Source organism: Streptomyces barringtoniae (genome assembly GCF_020819595.1).
In the GTDB taxonomy this organism is placed as follows: domain Bacteria; phylum Actinomycetota; class Actinomycetes; order Streptomycetales; family Streptomycetaceae; genus Streptomyces; species Streptomyces barringtoniae.
Window position 1 is genome coordinate 398028 of the sequence record NZ_JAJHNP010000002.1, and the last position, 17081, is coordinate 415108.

Genomic DNA, 17081 nt, shown 5'->3' on the forward strand with positions numbered 1-17081 from the left:
CAGAAGGAACCCCATGGACCGCCAGTCAGTCCCCGCCCCCGCCGGCGCCAGATGCCCCATGCACGACGCCGCGTTCGCCGCCGACCCCCACCAGGTCTACGACCGGTTGCGCGCCCACGGTCCGGCCGGACCGGTCGAACTCGCCCCCGGCATCGACGCCACACTGGTCGTCGGTCACGAGACGGCCCTGCGCGTGCTGCAGAACACCACGCTCTTCGCCCGGGACTCCCGCCGCTGGAAGGCGCTGACCCAAGGGCACATACCCCTGGACCATCCGGTCCTGCCGATGATGGCCTACCGGCCCAACTGCCTGTTCACCGACGGCGCGGTGCACCTCAGGCTGCGCAAGGCCGTCACGGACAGCCTGGCCCGGCTCAACATCACCCGGATCCGGCGCGACGTCGAGCCCCTCGCCGACTACCTCATCGACCAGTTCTGCGAGCGCGGCCGTGCCGACCTCCTCAACGACTACGCCAAACTGCTGCCGCTGCTGCTCTTCAACAAGCTGTTCGGCTGCCCGGCGGACATCGGTGACACCCTCACCAGCTCCATGTCGGCCATCTTCGACGGCAAGGACGCCCTGCGCGCCAACGAGGAGCTCACCGCCTGCCTCATGCAGCTGATCGCCCTCAAACGCCGGCAGCCCGGCGACGACGTCACCTCCTGGCTGATCCAGCACCCCGCGGGACTGACCGACGAGGAGCTCAAGGACCAGCTGGTGATGCTCATGGGCGCCGGCGTGGAGCCCGAGCGCAACCTGATCGGCAACGCCCTGCTCCTGCTGCTGTCCCCCGACACCAGCGGACGCGACTCCGGGCTGCTGATCGAGGAGGCGATCGACCACGTGCTGTGGAACCAGACGCCCATCGCCAACTACGCCACCCACTACCCGGTCCAGGACGTGGACCTCGGGGGAGTGGTGGCCGAGGCGGGCACGCCGGTCGTCATCAGCTTCGCCGCCGCCAACACCGACCCCGCGCTCACCGAGGCCCGCCGCAAGCACAGCAAGGGCGCCCACCTGGGCTGGGGAGCCGGTCCGCACGCTTGCCCGGCCAAGGACCCGGCGCAGGTCATCGCCGTCACCGCGATCGAGAAACTGCTCAACGCCCTGCCCGACCTGATGCTGGCAGTCCCCGAGAAGGACCTGGAATGGCGGCCGGGCCCGTTCCACCGGGCGCTGGTCGCGCTGCCCGTCGCCTTCAGCCCGGCACCGGCCACCCACATCGCCTCCGCGCTGCAGAGCCGGACCGTCCCCGCCCCGGGGGAGCAGCCGCTTCCGGCGGCACCGGGCGCCGCCGCCCGCCAGGAGCCGGCCAGGAAGAAGGGCTTCTGGAGCACCTTCCTGGACATCTTCCGCGTGTGACAGCTGAGATGTGGTTGTCCCATGTGCGTCATGTGACGGGAGCAACACTGTCGGGTGCATGACGAAGGAGAGGGGAAGGGTAGGTTCCGGCGGTAACGGTAGCGCCCAGCCACAAAGGAGCTTCGCGTGACCGCCGTTGGCGTCATACGCGGTATCACCCCCACCGACCGCCGAGCCGTCATCCCCCTCCTTCGTCGCCTCCGCTCCGCCGAGGGCCGGGCCAACCCCCTCCCGGTCTGGGACGAACTGCGCGCACTGGGCGAAGTGGTACCCGCTCCCTGGGGCGGGTACTTCGTGACCGGATTCGATGCCTGCGACCAGATCCTGCGCGGCAGGGACTGGCTCGTGCCGGATTTCGCCTGGCAGCAACGCCGGCCGGACATGGCTCGCTGGCAGGACCCGGCGACCCGGGAGATGACACGGACGCTGTCCCGCCTCAACCCGCCCGAGCACACCGTGCGGCGCCGCGCCCTGGGCAACCTCTTCGACCGCGGCACCCTCGAGGCCATGCGGCCCCGGATCGTCGCCCATGTCACCGAACTCCTGGACCGCCTCGCCCTACAACTGCGGGCCCACGGCGAGGCCGACTTCGTCACCACGGTCGGCGACCGGCTGCCCATCCACACCGTCGGCCACTGGCTCGCCATCCCGGCCGAGCACTACCCGCACATCCTGGACTTCACCCACCGGCAGGTCCACGCCCAGGAACTGACCCCCACCAAGAGCGAACTGGCCGTCTCGGCCGAGGCCACCCTGGAGATGCGGGCCTACTTCACCGGCCTTGTCGCCCACCGGCGCGCCCACCCCGGCCACGACGTCCTCAGCGGCTGGATCCGCTACTGGGACGCCCAGTACCCCGACGACCGCGCGGCGGCCGACCAGATGCTGTACGACCTGACGATGTTCATCACCATCGCCTCCCTGGAGACCACCGCGACCCTGCTGACCAACGCCGTGTGGTTCCTGACCCAGGACCCGGCCCGGGCCGACTGGCTGCGCCGGCATCCCGAGCACGTCGACGACGCGATCGAGGAGACGCTGCGCTACGACCCGCCGATCCACCTCAACTCGCGCTTCGCCGCCGACGACACCGTCCTCGCCGGTGTGCCCATCGCCAAGGACACCACCGTCCACGTCCTGTACGGCGCCGCCAACCACGACCCGCGCCGCAACCCGGACCCCCACCACTTCGACATCCGCCGCAAGGGCGCCCACCTCACCTTCGGCGGCGGCGTCCACTACTGCCTCGGCTCGGGCCTGGCCCGCCTGGAGGCCCGAATCCTGCTCACCCACCTGCTGGAACGATTCCCCACCCTGCGGCCGACCGCGGGACCGACGTATGCGAACCGGATGGTCTTCCGGCGCATCACCTCCCTGAAAGTGACGACATGACCGCCCTCCCCCTCACGACCCTCCCGGCCGGTGCCGTACGGCCGACCCTGCGGACCCACCGGGAGGGTCCCGTCCTCACCGTCGAGCTGAACACCCCCGAGCAGGGCAACACCGTCACCGACGCCCTGCTGGACGACCTTCTTGCGGTCCTCCAGGACCAGGACCCGGCCGTCCGGGTGCTCGTGCTCACCGGGCGCGGTGACGACTTCTGCCTCGGCGGGGACCGCGGCGAGTCCGCCCGGCACCTCGCCCACGACCCCACGGGCAGCGCCATCCGCATGTCGGGTGCCAAGGCGCGGCGCGTCTGCGAGGCCCTGACCTCCAACCCGGCCGTCACCATCGCGCGCGTCCACGGAAAGGCCATCGGGGCGGGCTTCGCCCTCGCGCTCGCCTGCGATCTGCGGGTCGGATCCGAGGACGCGACCTTCCGGCTGCCCGAACTCGCGCTCGGGCTGCCCACCGCATGGGGCGGCCTCCTGCCGCGCCTCATCAACGAGATCGGCGCCGCCCGCGTCCGCGAGATCGTCCTCACCGGCCGCGCCATCACCGCGGCGGAGGCCCAGTCCCTGTCCATCCTGCAGAAGGTCGTCCCCGCTCACGAACTGGACGCGGCCGTCGCCGCCTGGGCCCGACCCATCGTCCGCCGCCCCCAGGCAGCGCTGCGCGTCACCAAGACCCTGCTCAACTCGCTCTCCGCGGCCTCGCGTCTGGCCGATGTCTCCGCACTGGACGCGGAACTGATGGCAGCGGTGCTCACCGAGTCGCACCACGCCCTCGGCACCGGCTGATCAACGCCTCGCCAGGCGCCGGTCCAGGGACGTCACCGCGTCACGGAAGGCGCGCCCGAGGCCCGCCCGGGCCAGCCCGAGGGCGAACCGGAACGGCGCCGACCCGTCCGCGGCGAAGGTCCACTGCACCCGGGTGCCCGTGCCCCGAGGAGCCAGGCGCCACTCCTCGGCCAGGGCATGCACGCCCGGCGCGTTGGTGGTGTCGACGCGGTAGGCATACACCTCGGGCGCCTTGGCCGCGAGCACCGTCTCCTCGAACCGCGTCCCGCCCCTGAGCCGGATCTCACGCCCCGCGCCGCCGTCGGTGGCACGGGCGAGCGTCACCGCCGAGAACCACTGCGTCCAGCCGGGCACGTCCTCCGCGAGCGCGCGGAAGACCGCCTCGGGGGACGCGGAGACCTCCCGCGCGAAGACCAGACGTACGGGCGCGGCCCCGACGAAGTCGAGGTCCACCGGGCGCAGACGACGAGCCATGGACGCAACCCCCTTGTGCCACTCCCGCCGGAGCGGTCGACCGGGCGGCCACCATAGCTGACAGACCCTCAGATGTCTGCGTCGTCTTCCCCGGGCTCGCCCGCCACCACCACCCGCAGGTGCTCGGAGATCTCCGCACGCGCCTCGGCGGGCAGGCCCGCGTCGGTCACCAGCGTGTCCACCTGCTCCAGCGCCGCGAAGGAACTCAGGCCCACAGTGCCCCACTTGGTGTGGTCGGCGACCACCACGACCCGGCGCGCGGAGTGCACCAGCCGCCGGTTCGTCTCCGCCTCGGCGAGGTTCGGCGTGGACAGCCCGGCCTCGAGCGATATGCCGTGCACACCGAGGAACAGCAGATCGAAGTGGAGGGCGGCGATCGCCTGGTCGGCCACCGGTCCCACCAGCGAGTCCGACGGGGTGCGCACGCCGCCGGTCAGCACCACCGTGGCCGCGCCCTGCCGCTGGCCCGAGGTGCGCTGCGCCGCGTGGAAGACGTCCGCGACCCGCACCGAGTTCGTCACGACGGTCAGGTCCGGCACCTCCAGCAGTTGCTGGGCGAGCGCGTACGTCGTCGTACCGCCGGACAGGGCGATCGCCGTGCCCGGGGTGACCAGCTTGGCGGCGGCGCGCGCGATGTCCTCCTTGGCGGTCAGCTCCAGACCCGACTTCGCCTCGAAGCCGGGCTCGTGCGTGCTGGCCTCGACCACCGGCACCGCGCCGCCGTGCACCTTCTCCAGCACGCCCTGGCGGGCGAGGGCGTCCAGGTCACGGCGTACGGTCATGTCCGACACGCCGAGCTTGCGGGTCAGTTCGTTGACCCGCACACCGCCCCGGCGCCGGACCTCGTCCAGGATCAGGGCGCGGCGCTGCTCCGCGAGGAGGTTCTGATTCTCACTCACGTACGCTCCGGTCCTTTCGCCGCAGTCCGTCCGACACGCCCGGTGCACCGGCCCCGACCAGGAGGTTCCGGCCGGCCGGAGATACGCGGGCGTCCCATCTTGTCACGGGTCGGGACCGGTTGCGCCATCACCTGTCACGACGCGCACATGCCACATCCGCCAGGCCCGCCCCGGGCGGTGTCACACGGATCGGGGAGATTCCGTGACGAGAGGTGTACGACACCCCCGGACCGGAGATCCTGAAGCCCGCATCGACACTGTCCTTCTGTGCGTCACGGGGGTGCGAGAACGGTGGACCACGCACAGGAACCCCGCGGCGCGGGGCAGCCGGACGCCGAGCTGGAACTGCTGGTGCACGGGGTGGGCGGCACCACTCCCGAGGCGATGCTCGGCGACCCGCGCACCGTCCGGGTCACCGGCGACGACACGGCCGCCGTCTTCCGACGCGCCGAGGACGCCGAGGCCGGGAAAGGGAAGGAACCCCTGGACCGGCCCGTCCAGGAGGCGTACGTCTGGTGCAACCTCACCTCCGGCGACAGCAGCCGCGCCCTGTGGCTGTTGCTGCTGCCGTTCATGGTGGTCAACCTCGCCCACTGGATGCGCCCCGCCGCGCCCGGCCGGCACCGCACGGTCCGCCTGTACGGCCTCCTCGTACGGCTTGCCGCCCTCAGCCTGACCGTGCTGCTGGTGGCCGCCGCCTGCGAGGTGGCCCTGGACCTCGTGGCCTGGCAGTGCGCCGGAGTCCGGTCCTGCGCCCACCGCCACTCCTGGCTGGCCTTCCTCGCACCCCCGGCGTCCGTGCCCCCCGGCGGGCACGCCACCTGGTGGAGCCTGCCCGGCCGCCGGCTCGCGCTCGCCGCACTGGTGCCGACCGCGCTGACGGCCCTGCTCTGGTACCTCTCCCGCCGGACCTGGAGCGCGTACGAATCCCATCGGCCGATGGCCTACGAGCCCGGGCCGGACAGCGACGGCAGCGCGCTGACCAGGCCCGGCTTCTGGTACGGGCGCCGCCTCGTGGCCCGGCTGCGTGCCGCGCACACCGCCGCGGCCCTGCTGACCGTCGCCGCCGCCGTCGCGGCCCCCGCGGTCCGCTTCGACCACCGGCCCGGCGGCCCCGCCGTCCTGGACACCCTCGGCCGGCTGGTCACCGCGGCCCTGCTGGCCTGGGCGGCGGCGGCCGCGGGTGTGGTCTGCCGCCGCGGCCGCAGCGAGAACCGCCTCGACCAGCAACTCGACCGCCACCTCGTACGCCTCCTGCCGCTCGGCGCGCTCGCCCTGCTGCTGCTCACCGTGGCCTACGCCGGCTGGACCCGGCCCGGCTGGCGGTCCACCGGCCGGCTGCCGGGCGACCCCGCCTTCGGCGCCCTCATGCTGGCCCAGGGGCTGCTGGTCGTCGCGCTCGCCGTCGTGGCCGGGTGCCTCCACCGCCGCAGCTGCAATCCGCGCGCCGGCATGCGGGGCCTGGGCGGACCGGCCGTCGCGTTGCTCGCCTGCGCGCTGGGCGGCGTGATGTCCGGCGGGGTCGCGCAGCGCGTCGCCGACTGGCTCGACGGCACCCACACCGCGCTCCCCGGGCCGCCGATCCTGCTGACCTGGCAGGCGTCCACCATCCCGCCGGTCCTCGCGGTGCTGCTGCTCCTCGCCGCCCGCCTCGGCCTCGGCGCCGCCCGGCTGGCCCGCGCCGAACGCGAGCGGATCCGCCACGAGCACCCCGGCGAACCCGAGGACCCGGGCCGTACCCGCGCCATCGCCCACGTCCGCGCCATGGCCACGCTCACCGACCGGGCACCCCTCGTCGTCGCCGTGCTCGCCGTGACCACCCTGCTGCTCGGAGCCGTCGCGCTGGCCGTCGCGCTGGCCACCCGGAAGACCCCCGGCGGAGCCGCCCGCCGCACCTACGACGCCCTGCAGGCCGTCGCCGAGACCTCCCAGGCCCTGGGCTCCTGGCTGGTCGGCCTCGGCTTCGTGCTCTTCGTGACCTGGGGCAGGCGCGCCTACAAGGACGCCTCGGCGCGGCGCACGATCGGCATCCTCTGGGACGTCGGCACCTTCTGGCCGCGCGCCGCGCACCCCTTCGCACCGCCGTGCTACGCCGAGCGCGCGGTACCGGACCTGACCTGGCGCATGGCCACCTGGACGCAGCGCACCGGCGGTCGGCTGGTGCTCTCCGGCCACTCCCAGGGCAGCGTCCTGGCCGCGGCCGCCGCCTGGCAGCTGCCCCCGTCCGTCCGCGGCCGGATCGCGCTGCTCACCTACGGCTCCCCGCTGGAACGCCTCTACGGCCGCTGGTTCCCGGCCCACTTCGGACCGCCCGCGCTCGCCGCCCTGCACCGCGACGTCGCCTGCTGGGGCAACCTGTACCGCAGCACCGACCCCATCGGCGGCCCCGTCCGCGTCCCCGACGACGACATGCCCGAGGTCGACCACGGCCCCCTGCGGGACCCGCTCGCCTACGGCCGCACGCCCGCGCATCCCCTCCCGGCGCCCATCCTCGGGCACTCCGACTACCAGGCCGACCCCGTCTTCGCCCGGGAACGCGCCCGCCTGCTGGGCCGGCTGCGCCCGGAGCTGCCGGGGCCACGGCCGGAGCCCACGGAGCACCGGGCCGACACCGGCTAGGCCGTGTGCTCGACGTACTCCAGCACGACTCCGCCCGGGTGCCGCACCGTCGCGTTACGACCCGTCGGCACCTCCCGCGGCCCGTCGAGAACCTCCCCGCCGTGGGCCGTCACGAGCGCGTGCAGCCCGTCCAGGTCGTCCACGAGCACCGTGCTCTGCACCTGCCGGAACGGGGCGAGGGCCTGCTCACTGCCCGCGACCAGCAGAAAGCCGCCGATGCTCGCGACCTCCACCTCGCCGTACGAGAAGCGCGTACGGACGTCCTGGCCGGTCAGCTCGCGCAGAGCGGGCAGCGCCCTGTCCAGGTCGTCCACGAAGAGCCGGGCGAGCGTCGCCAGCGCCTTCATCCGCGTCCTCCAGGAGCTCGTGCGAAAGGCCGGGGTGCCGTGGTGCTCAGGGCAGCTCCGGAAGGTCCTCCGCGTACAGCAGGGTCAGATCGTCCGTGCTGGGGTCCGCCAGCTGGGCGACGCGGCTCGCGTGCCGTTCCACCATCGCCTCGAAGGTCTGCCGGGCGGTGCGGCCGTTGCCGAACGCCGGGCCCTTCGGGATGGCCGTGAAGTACTTCAGCAGCGCCTCGGACGCGCCCGGCGCCAGCCGGTACTCGTGCTCGTCGGTCTGCTGTTCCACGATCCGCAGCAGTTCCTCGGGACCGTAGTCGCCGAAGGTGATGGTGCGGGAGAAGCGGGAGGCGACACCGGGGTTGACGGAGAGGAAGCGCTCCATCTCCGCCGTGTAGCCGGCGACGATCACCACCACCGCGTCCCGGTGGTCCTCCATCAGCTTCACCAGAGTGTCGATGGCCTCCTTGCCGAAGTCACGTCCTGCGTCCTCCGGGGACAGGGCGTACGCCTCGTCGATGAACAGGACACCGCCGCGCGCCTTCTCGAACGCCTCCTGGGTGCGGATCGCGGTGGAACCGATGTGCTCGCCGACCAGGTCCACCCGGGACACCTCCACCAGGTGTCCCTTCTCCAGCACACCGAGGGAGGCGAGGATCTCGCCGTAGAGCCGGGCGACCGTCGTCTTGCCGGTGCCGGGCGAGCCGGTGAAGACCAGATGCCGCTTGACCGAGGCCGCCTTCAGGCCCGCCTGCTGCCGGCGCCGGCCGACCTCGATCATGTCGGTCAGCGCCCGCACCTCGCGCTTGACGCTCTCCAGGCCCACCAGCGCGTCCAGTTCCCCCAGCACGTCCTTCGACGTCCGCACCGGTTTCCCGGGCTCGGCGACGGCGACCAGGGGTTCCTGCTCCGTGCTGCGCTGCCCCGGGATCGAGCCGAGCAGCCCGGGGGAGTGCGACACGGTCTGCACGGCGGTCTCGCGGACCGCGGGCCGCCGCATGCCGCCGCTCTCGTCGCTGGTGCAGTCCTCCACGACCGGGCCCGCCGCCGACGCGGCGTCCGGTCCGGCGTCGGCGAACTCGTAACCGCCGCGCGCGCAGCGCTCCGTGCGGCACTTGCGCAGCGTCGCCCGGCAGCCGTCGATCACATGGAAGCCGTACCCGGCGCTGCCGCTGACCCGGCAGTTCAGGAAGCTGCCGCGGCCGCCCGCGGAGACGTAGAAGCCGGCTTCGGCGGGGGAGTCGACCGTGCAGCGTTCGATGGTCGGGTCGGCGCCCTTGGTGACGATGACGCCGGTCTGGGTGCCGTCCAGGGAGCAGTTGTTCAGCGTGCCGCCGCTGCCGTGGTCACGGAACCACGCTCCGGTCGCCGCCTCCCGGATCCGGCAGTCGTCGAGCTGCGCGGTCGCCCCGTCGCTCACCGACACCGCCGTGTTGCGCACCTGCGACAGGTCGCTGTCCACGACGTCCGCGCGCGAACCGCGGTCCAGCACGAACAGGGCGTCCGGCACGTCGTGCACCCGGCAGGAGTCGAGGACGGCCGTCGCGCCGTCGCTGACCCACACCGCCGGATAGTCGCCCGTGCTGTCGAAGATCTCGCACTGGTGGGCGTCCACCCGGGTCCCCGGATCCCACACCGACAGGCCGTTGCGCCCGAACTGACGGACCGTCGTGCGGGTCAGCGTGAGCACCGAACGGGAGCGCAGGTCGACCGCGTTCTCCGGGATGTCGTGGATGCGGCAGTCGGCGAGCGTGAGCACCGCGTCCGTGTCCAGGGTGACGCCGTCGGCGGTGGTGCGGTGCACATCGCAGTCGGTCAGATGCGCCGTCGCCCGCTGGGTGACCTGCACACCGGAGCCGCGCACCTCGTAGATCTCGCAACCCACTGCCTCCAGCGCGGAGTTCTCGCCCGTCACGGTCACCCCGGTGCCCGACGCGTGGTGCACACGGCAGCGCTCCAGGCGCGGATGCGCACCGCCGCGGACGGCCACGCCAGCCTGCCCGGCGGCGACGACCTCGCACTCCTCGAACACCCCGCTGCCGCCGTCGAGTACGGCGACGCCGATGCCGGCCGGGTTGTCGACGGTGCACCGGCGCACGGTCGGCCGGGCGCCGCCGCGCACCTCGATTCCCGCGGCGGACCGGGTCACGATCCGCACGTCCATCAGCTCGGGCGTACCCTCCTCGACCAGCAGTGCGGGCGCCGCCGCGTCCTGGCCCTCCACGTGCAGGTCCTGCACCACGGCCGAGGCGCGCACGGTGAGCGGCACACCGTCCACGGGTGCGATCCGCACCGAACCGGGGGAGCCCTCGGGGCCACGGAGCGTCACCGCCCGCTGGACCACGAGGTTTTCCCGGTAGGTGCCGGGGGCGATGGTGAGGACGTCGCCGTCGGCGGCGGCCTCCAGGGCAGCGGCGAGCGATGCGTACTCGCCTGTGCGGCGCCGCCACCGCGACGTACCGGTGTGCGTCACCTGGACCGTGCCCTGTGCCATGGCGTTGCTGTGCCCCCACCTCGTCGTACTGATGGCTCGCTCCCTCGGGGGACCTGCCGTCGGCGCCGGGACCGCGACCGTGCTCAGCCCCTGGGGCTGGTGCGCGTTCGCGCTCCCGAAAACCTGCGCGTGCCCCTGCGGTTCGCTCACCCGCGGGTTGTTGCCGAAAGCGCTTCGGCCGGTCCACCGTAGCGTGTGCGTGCACGGTGGGTTGACCAGAGCCGGAAGGCCGTCAGCAGCCGGTGCCCGCCTTGCCCCAGTCCGGGCCCGCCCGGTCCCAGGCCTGGTCCCAGCGTGCGTACCGGCTGCGGAGCATGTGCCACAGGGTCAGCCGCCTGCCGCTCTCGACCAGGCCCGTGGCCAGCAGGGCCGCGCCGATGCCGGCGAGCACCGCGTGTGTCGTGGCGGTGAGGGAGTCCAGCGGGCGGGTCGCTATTCGGCCGTGGGGGTCGGTCCAGAGTCCGAAGTGGTCTCCCGGGTGCGGGGACTTGAGGTGCGCCAGGGCCGTGCCGTGCCGGAGGGTGCCGTCCGGCGCGGTCCAGTCCGCGAGGACACGGTTGCGGGACTCGCGTGCCGCCGTGGTGTCGGGGTCGGTCTCCAGCGGGGTCTCGCCAAGGTCACGCACCACCGTGGCCATGACGAGGTGGCGCGTGTGCCGCTGTTCGCGCACGGAGCGCTGCAGCGAGGCCTGGGCGGCGGCGCCGACCAGGCAGCCGGTCACGGGCGCTGCCACGGCCATCAGCACCAGCGCCACGAGGGCCACCCATGCCTCGGCCAGGTCGGTCGCGCGGCGCAGCGGATTGTGCCGCCAGCGCCACAGGCCACTGATTGCCCCCACGTCCCCCACCCCCTTTCGCTCCGTCATATCCCCCGGCGGAGGAGCGCATCCGCAGCCCGGAGCAAGAGAGAGCGACATCACGTCCACCGCGAGCGGTCACACACGCGGCTTCTCACGAATCTCTCATGTCCTCCCAACGACCGGGACCCGTCCCGGGTTCCCCCCGCCGGCGAACCGGAGTTGTGCGCTACCCCAGCACCCGCACCGGGTCCCCGACCCTGATCGTGCCGCGTGAGAGGGGCACCAGGTTCTGGCCGAACAGCAGCCTCGATCCGGCCTTGCGGTGCAGCGCCAGGGTGCGCAGGGGCTCCCGGCCGCGTACGGCGGTGTCCTGGTCGACGGTGGTCACGACGCAACGTCCGCTCGCCTTCGCGATACGGAAGACCACCTCCCCTATGGAGATCCGTGACCAGTGGTCCTCGGCCCAGGCCTCGGTGCCGGCGATGACGGCGTTCGGCCGGAAGCGGTTCATCGGCAGCGGACCCTCGGCGGCGTGCGCGCCCGCGGCGATCATGGAGTTCAGGGCGTCGAGGGAGGCCGTCGTGGTGACCAGCAAGGGGTAGCCGTCGGCGAAGCTCACCGTCTCGCCGGGCAGGGCGTACTCGGGGTCGACGGGGCGGCGGGTGGCCGGATCGTCCATGTGGACCAGGCGGACGTCCGCTCCCAGATAGGCGCTGCACCAGGCGTGCGCGGCAGTGGCGGCCGGGACCGCTTCGACCTTCGTGCCGAACACGTTCACCGGCACGGTTCCGGCCGGCCCGGGCACGGACACCGTCAAGGGCGCCTGGCCCGGCGCCGACAGGCGAACGCCGCCGCCGGCCAGGGGCTCGGCGGCGGCCAGCGCGAGGCGCGACTGTTCGCGCTGTGTGACGACCTTTCCCCCGTCGTCGATCAGCGTCCAGCGCCGGTCTCCGGCCAGGCCCCAGGGCTCCACCACAGCCTCCCGGGTTGTGTGACCCCGGAACGCCTTGACCGGATGAACGTGGATCGACTGCAGTTCGGCGTTTCCCATACCGCCATCGTGCCAGGAGGCACCGACAGTGACGGGGCGCCGGTCAGTAGCCGCGGTACTGCTGGTTGTTGTACGGGTCCTGGTAGGGAGCCGGGGCGGGCCGCGGCGCGGCGGGGCGCATGGCCTCGTAACCCGTGCCCATGCCCATCGGACGCTGCTGCTGCGGGGCCTGCGGGCCGGGGTAACCCCGCGGGGCGGTGGCCTGCTGCGGGATGTACGCGGCGGGCGCCTGCTGCAGGGGCGCGGGCTGCGGCATCTGCGGGTAGCCGTAGGCGGGAGCCTGCGGGGAGGGTGCCGCCGGGAGGGCGGGCAGGGCCGACGGCAGGGCGGGCAGGTTGCTGCCCGTGTCGTAGGCGGCGGGGACCCGGATCGGGGCGATCTGCGGGGTGCCGCGCTCGGCGACGAGCGAGTCGTAGATCGGGGTGTCCGGGAAGGAGGCGGAGTAGTAGCCGCCACCATAAGTGGAGCGGGGGGAGGTCATGGCACATAAGTTAAGCCCACGATGTGCTCGTTGGGGAGACCGATAAGAGGGTTGTTTTCCGTGCCTGCAGTGACCGGGGATCCCCAATCTGAGCGAATTCGGCAAAAAGGGACGTCGGGCCGCGTTTTAATCGTGTAAAGGGCGAGTTCCTGCGGGGTTACCGGCAGTTGGCCGGGGATCTTCCTGCGCCGGTCGTGGGCGTTGGCCGTACCGGCGAATAGGTTGTGCGGGTAGGGATGACCTGGACGACCGAGGGTGTCCGGAAGCCGACACGGATGGGGGCGGGCATGTCCATGCTGAAAGGGGCGAACGCGCCGGTGCCGAGCACGGCGCTGCGCGTGGAACTGGGCTGGCGCTCGGGACCCGGCGTGCCGGACGCGGACGCCTCCGCGTTGCTGCTCGCCACCGGGAAGGTCCGCTCCGACGACGACTTCGTCTTCTACAACCAGCCCGCCCATCCCTCCGGCGCCGTGCGCCACGAGGGCAAGCAGGCGACCGGCGCGGGAGTCACCGACAGCCTGTCCGTCGACCTCGCGCGCGTGGAGGGCGCGATCGAGCGGATCGTCCTCGCCGCCTCCGCCGACGGCGGAACCTTCGGACAGGTCCCCGGCCTCTACATCGAGGTGACCGACGCCGTGAGCGGCCAGGCGGTGGCCCGCTTCGACAGCCCCGGCGCGACCGTGGAGACGGCCTTCGTGCTCGGTGAGTTCTACCGCCGCCAGGGCGGCTGGAAGTTCCGCGCCGTGGGCCAGGGCTACAGCAGCGGACTCGAGGGCCTGGCAACGGACTTCGGCATCACCGTGGACGCACCCCAGCACGCCGCACCGGCCGCCGCGCAACGCCGGGCGACACCGCCCCCGCCTCCCGCGCCCGCCCCCGTGACACCGCCTCCGCCCCCCGCGTCCACCCCGCTGACACCGCCTCCGCCCCCCGCGCCGACCCCGATGGCGCCGCCCGCACCTCCCGCGCCGTCCCCCGCGCCGCCGCCTCCGACGATGCCGCCCCCGACGACGCCGTCCGCACCCGTGCCCCCTCCGGCAGCCCAGCCGGTCCGCCTGTCCAAGGTCACCCTGACCAAGACGGCGCCCTCCGTCTCGCTCGCCAAGCAGGGCGGCACCTCCGGTGCCATGCGGGTGAACCTGAACTGGCAGATGCACAAAAACCTCTCCGGCTGGGGCGGCCGGTGGGGCGGCGGGCGAGGGGAGCTGGACCTCGACCTGTGCGCCCTGTACGAACTCGCCGACGGCCGCAAAGGCGTCGTACAGGCTCTCGGCAACGCCTTCGGTTCGCTCAACCGGCCGCCGTACATCCACCTCGACGGCGACGACCGCACCGGTGCCGTGGCGAGCGGCGAGAACCTCACCATCAACCTCGATCACCGGCAGGACTTCCGGCGCATCCTCGTCTTCGTCACCATCTACGAGGGCGCCAGCTCCTTCGCCGACCTGCACGCCACCGTCACCCTCCAGCCGCAGCACGGCGCCCCGATCGACTTCTCCCTCGACGAGTGCACCGTGCCGTCCACGGTGTGCGCCCTAGCCCTGATCACCAACACCGGCGGCGACCTCCTGGTGCAGCGCGAGGCGCGGTATCTGGTGCCGGAGCGCGGAGTGAGCCCGCAGCGGACCATAGACCGCGCCTACGGATGGGGCATGAACTGGACGCCCGGCCGCAAGTGACCGGGGTCAGCCCTCGTCCGGCACGGCATCGGGCCGGGCGTACGTGCGGCCCTTCCAGGCGGCACCGCGCCCCCGGTAGTGCTGCACGGCCGAGTCGACCGTCATCAGGAGGTACAGCAGCGCGGTGAGCGGCAGCAGCGGGGCGAGCCACGGCGGCTGCCGGTAGTAGCGCAGCATCGGCACGTACGTCCCCGCCATCACCGCCCACGCCAGAGCGCCGCCGACCTCAGTCACCGCAGAGCCGCCCGCCGCGCCCACGACCACCGCGGCGGGCGGCACCAGGTACACCAGCGCCAGCCCGGCGACCGTACCGAGGAGCAGCAGCGGGCTGTGCCGCAGCTGGGCGTAGGCGCTGCGCGAGACCATCCGCCACAGGTCGTGCAGCCGCGGATACGGCCGCACGCTGTCCACCCGGTCGGCCAGCCCCAGCCAGAGGTGCCCGCCGGCGTCCTTCACCGCGCGCGCGAGCGCCACGTCGTCGATGACGGCCTGCCGGATGCCGTCCGGGATGCGCGCCTCCTCCGCCATGCCCGCACGCAGCAGGACACAGCCGCCCGCCGCCGCTGCCGTACGCGATCCCTTCCGGCCGATCCACCGGAAGGGATACAGCTGCGCGAAGAAGTAGACGAACGCCGGGACCACCAGTCGCTCCCACGCGCTCTCCACCCGCAGCCGCGCCATCTGCGACACGACGTCGAAGCCCCCGGCAAGGGCCGCGGCCACCAGCGTGCGCAGGCTGTCCGGCGCGTGCGCGATGTCCGCGTCCGTCAGCAGCAGATACGCGGGATCACGCGCGCGTGCCAGGCCGATGCCGTGCCGGACCGCCCACAGCTTGCCCGTCCAGCCCGCCGGCGGCTCACCCGGCGAGGCCACGGTCAGCGGCAGCCCGCCCTGCCGCCGGGACAGCTCGCGGGCCAGCTCCCCGGTGCCGTCCGTGCTCCCGTCGTCCACCAGGAAGACCTCGGCCCGACCCGGATAGTCCTGCGCCAGCAGCGACGGCAGGCTCGCGGGCAGCACCGCGGCCTCGTCCCGGGCCGGTACGACCACACAGACCGACGGCCATGCGTCCGGTTCCCGGCGAGGCGGCAGCCGGACGTCCGTGCGCCAGAAGAAGCCCTGGCACAGCAGCATCCAGCACCAGGCGGCCAGCGACACGACGGTGATCCACATCAGGGCGCTCACGCCCGCAGTGTGCCCCACCCGACAGGCCCGCAAGGCCCGATCGTCTATCGTGGCCGGGTGAAGATCGCGCTCATGGACTCCGGAATCGGCCTCCTGCCCGCCGCCGCCGCGGTACGGCGGCTGCGGCCCGACGCGGATCTCGTGCTCTCCTGGGACCCGGACGGGATGCCCTGGGGGCCGCGCACCCCGCAGGACATCACCCAGCGGGCCCTCGCCGTGTGCGAGGCCGCCGCCGCCCACGGGCCCGATGTCCTGATCGTCGCCTGCAACACCGCGTCCGTGCACTCCCTGCCGGTACTGCGGGCCCGCTTCGAACCGGATCTGCCGATCATCGGTACGGTCCCGGCGATCAAGCCGGCCGCGGCGGGCGGCGGGCATGTCGCGATCTGGGCGACCCCCGCCACCACCGGAAGCGCCTACCAGCGGAACCTGATCGAGCAGTTCGCCGCCGGTGCGGCCGTCACCGAGGTGGCCTGCCCGGGCCTCGCTGACGCGGTCCACCACGCGGACGAGAGCGCGATCGACGCCGCGATCGCCTCGGCCGCCGCCCGCACCCCCGAGGACGTGACCACCGTCGTCCTGGGCTGCACCAACTACGAGCTGGTCGGCGAGCGCATCCGGGCAGCCGTCCAGCGGCCCGGCCGTCCGCCGCTCGCACTGCACGGCTCCGCAGGCGCGGTGGCCGCGCAGGCCCTGCGCCGGATCGGCGCGGAGCCGGCCCCGGCCGCCGTCGCCGACACCACCCTCACGGTGCTGCTCAGCGGCCGCGGCGCCACGCTGCCCGACACGGCGCTGTCGTACGAGGAAGGCCGTTTCCTGCAGGCGGTCACCTCCGTCCGCTGACCGGCCGCCGGCGCCGCCCGCGCGCCGACCCGCGCTGGTCCACCCGGGGCAGTCACCGTCTGCCACGCCCTCCCCGCGCAGCGAAACCTGAGTAACCTCATAATCATGAGGGACCCCCGCCACGCCGATGACGGCCCGCAGCCCGAGGTCTGGACCGGGCGCGCCACGAACCGGGTCCAGTGGCTGCTGGCGCTGGTCGGCGCGGCGTGTATGGCGCTCGGCATCGAGCTGGCCGTGGACTCGGCATGGACCTCCGGTGTCGCCCCACTGGCGATGTCGGTCGTGGGCTGCATCGCCGCCGGTCTGCTGGTCCTCTTCGGCACGCTCGCCTTCGTGCACGTCGACCTCAGGCTCGACAAGGAATGCGTCGAGGTGCGCTGCGGCCACATGGGGCTGCCGCGCCGGCGCATCCCTCTCTCCCATGTGGCAGGCGCCGAGTTCACCGCCCTCGTCACCCCCCGGCACTGGGGCGGCTGGGGCTACCGGTGGCGCCCGGAGAAGGGCACGGCCGTGGTCGTACGCCGTGGCGAGGGCGTCGTGCTGAGCCTGTGGGACGGCCACACCTTCACGATCACCGTGGACAACGCCGAGTCGGCGGTACGGGTCATCAGGGAGCGGCTGCGGACGATCACTCCGGGGTCGGGCCGCTGAGGTCGCGCGCCGCGTAGCGGCGGGGGGA

At 73.2% G+C, this 17081-nt stretch carries 15 protein-coding genes; 7 read left to right on the forward strand and 8 right to left on the reverse strand.

Translation table 11 applies throughout. From position 1 onward, the window contains the following. Window positions 1-58: 58 nt before the first annotated feature. The 3 genes from LMU33_RS04180 to LMU33_RS04190 all read left to right on the forward strand — a co-directional run bounded on the left by LMU33_RS04180 (window position 59) and on the right by LMU33_RS04190 (window position 3543). The gene (locus LMU33_RS04180) at window positions 59-1363 is read left to right on the forward strand and encodes a cytochrome P450 family protein (RefSeq protein ID WP_228617635.1); all 1305 of its coding nucleotides are present in this window, start codon (window positions 59-61) and stop codon (window positions 1361-1363) included. Window positions 1364-1489: 126 nt separating this feature from the next. Continuing rightward, window positions 1490-2755 carry a cytochrome P450 gene (locus LMU33_RS04185; RefSeq protein WP_228617442.1) on the forward strand — a complete coding sequence of 422 codons (1266 nt, stop codon included), beginning with the start codon at window positions 1490-1492 and terminating at the stop codon, window positions 2753-2755. Further along, the gene (locus LMU33_RS04190) at window positions 2752-3543 is read left to right on the forward strand and encodes an enoyl-CoA hydratase/isomerase family protein (protein ID WP_228617444.1); all 792 of its coding nucleotides are present in this window, start codon (window positions 2752-2754) and stop codon (window positions 3541-3543) included. The genes LMU33_RS04185 and LMU33_RS04190 overlap by 4 nt, the downstream gene beginning before the upstream one ends. Here LMU33_RS04190 and LMU33_RS04195 read toward each other — a convergent pair whose 3' ends face one another. Next, a complete protein-coding gene (locus tag LMU33_RS04195) occupies window positions 3544-4017 on the reverse strand; it encodes an SRPBCC family protein (RefSeq protein ID WP_228617445.1) in 474 nt (157 codons plus the stop codon). Between the two features lie 68 nt (window positions 4018-4085). Further along, window positions 4086-4916 carry a DeoR/GlpR family DNA-binding transcription regulator gene (locus LMU33_RS04200; RefSeq protein ID WP_228617447.1) on the reverse strand — a complete coding sequence of 277 codons (831 nt, stop codon included), beginning with the start codon at window positions 4914-4916 and terminating at the stop codon, window positions 4086-4088. Between the two features lie 291 nt (window positions 4917-5207). Between LMU33_RS04200 and LMU33_RS04205 the strand changes: the two genes are divergently transcribed. Beyond that, window positions 5208-7535 carry a hypothetical protein gene (locus LMU33_RS04205; protein WP_372477869.1) on the forward strand — a complete coding sequence of 776 codons (2328 nt, stop codon included), beginning with the start codon at window positions 5208-5210 and terminating at the stop codon, window positions 7533-7535. Here LMU33_RS04205 and LMU33_RS04210 read toward each other — a convergent pair. The 5 genes from LMU33_RS04210 to LMU33_RS04230 form a co-directional block, all read right to left on the reverse strand. Beyond that, the gene (locus LMU33_RS04210) at window positions 7532-7882 is read right to left on the reverse strand and encodes a VOC family protein (RefSeq protein WP_228617449.1); all 351 of its coding nucleotides are present in this window, start codon (window positions 7880-7882) and stop codon (window positions 7532-7534) included. The two genes, LMU33_RS04205 and LMU33_RS04210, sit on opposite strands and share 4 nt — an antisense overlap. Window positions 7883-7928: 46 nt before the next feature. Further along, entirely contained in the window at window positions 7929-10367 is a 2439-nt protein-coding gene (locus tag LMU33_RS04215; protein WP_228617451.1) for a right-handed parallel beta-helix repeat-containing protein, read from the reverse strand. Between the two features lie 232 nt (window positions 10368-10599). Then, on the reverse strand, window positions 10600-11205 hold the full coding sequence (locus LMU33_RS04220; protein WP_228617453.1) for an Rv1733c family protein: 606 nt from the start codon (window positions 11203-11205) through the stop codon (window positions 10600-10602). 187 nt (window positions 11206-11392) lie between these two features. Continuing rightward, the gene (locus LMU33_RS04225) at window positions 11393-12217 is read right to left on the reverse strand and encodes an MOSC domain-containing protein (RefSeq protein WP_228617454.1); all 825 of its coding nucleotides are present in this window, start codon (window positions 12215-12217) and stop codon (window positions 11393-11395) included. Window positions 12218-12260: 43 nt separating this feature from the next. Beyond that, complete coding sequence (locus tag LMU33_RS04230) at window positions 12261-12698, reverse strand: DUF6643 family protein (protein WP_228617456.1); 438 nt, start codon at window positions 12696-12698, stop codon at window positions 12261-12263. Between the two features lie 293 nt (window positions 12699-12991). Here LMU33_RS04230 and LMU33_RS04235 point away from each other — a divergent pair, with 293 nt between their 5' ends. Then, the gene (locus tag LMU33_RS04235) at window positions 12992-14377 is read left to right on the forward strand and encodes a TerD family protein (protein WP_228617637.1); all 1386 of its coding nucleotides are present in this window, start codon (window positions 12992-12994) and stop codon (window positions 14375-14377) included. Window positions 14378-14383: 6 nt separating this feature from the next. On the opposite strand, the gene LMU33_RS04240 is transcribed toward LMU33_RS04235, so the two are convergent. Continuing rightward, a complete protein-coding gene (locus tag LMU33_RS04240; protein WP_228617638.1) occupies window positions 14384-15547 on the reverse strand; it encodes a glycosyltransferase in 1164 nt (387 codons plus the stop codon). Window positions 15548-15616: 69 nt separating this feature from the next. Between LMU33_RS04240 and LMU33_RS04245 the strand changes: the two genes are divergently transcribed. Together LMU33_RS04245 and LMU33_RS04250 are read left to right on the forward strand one after the other, a co-directional pair. After that, complete coding sequence (locus tag LMU33_RS04245; RefSeq protein ID WP_228617458.1) at window positions 15617-16402, forward strand: glutamate racemase; 786 nt, start codon at window positions 15617-15619, stop codon at window positions 16400-16402. A 105-nt stretch (window positions 16403-16507) separates the two neighbouring features. After that, window positions 16508-17053 (forward strand): hypothetical protein, encoded by a 546-nt coding sequence (locus LMU33_RS04250; RefSeq protein WP_228617460.1) that lies wholly within the window; start codon window positions 16508-16510, stop codon window positions 17051-17053. The last annotated feature ends 28 nt before the right edge of the window (window positions 17054-17081 follow it).

Coding starts and splice junctions, on each gene's coding strand:
- LMU33_RS04180 (WP_228617635.1), top strand. CDS start 59: ATGCACGACGCCGCGTTCGCCGCCGACCCCCACCAGGTCTACGACCGG.
- LMU33_RS04190 (WP_228617444.1), top strand. CDS start 2,752: ATGACCGCCCTCCCCCTCACGACCCTCCCGGCCGGTGCCGTACGGCCG.
- LMU33_RS04195 (WP_228617445.1), bottom strand. CDS start 4,017: ATGGCTCGTCGTCTGCGCCCGGTGGACCTCGACTTCGTCGGGGCCGCG.
- LMU33_RS04210 (WP_228617449.1), bottom strand. CDS start 7,882: ATGAAGGCGCTGGCGACGCTCGCCCGGCTCTTCGTGGACGACCTGGAC.
- LMU33_RS04215 (WP_228617451.1), bottom strand. CDS start 10,367: ATGGCACAGGGCACGGTCCAGGTGACGCACACCGGTACGTCGCGGTGG.
- LMU33_RS04225 (WP_228617454.1), bottom strand. CDS start 12,217: ATGGGAAACGCCGAACTGCAGTCGATCCACGTTCATCCGGTCAAGGCG.
- LMU33_RS04230 (WP_228617456.1), bottom strand. CDS start 12,698: ATGACCTCCCCCCGCTCCACTTATGGTGGCGGCTACTACTCCGCCTCC.
- LMU33_RS04235 (WP_228617637.1), top strand. CDS start 12,992: ATGCTGAAAGGGGCGAACGCGCCGGTGCCGAGCACGGCGCTGCGCGTG.
- LMU33_RS04240 (WP_228617638.1), bottom strand. CDS start 15,547: ATGTGGATCACCGTCGTGTCGCTGGCCGCCTGGTGCTGGATGCTGCTG.
- LMU33_RS04250 (WP_228617460.1), top strand. CDS start 16,508: ATGAGGGACCCCCGCCACGCCGATGACGGCCCGCAGCCCGAGGTCTGG.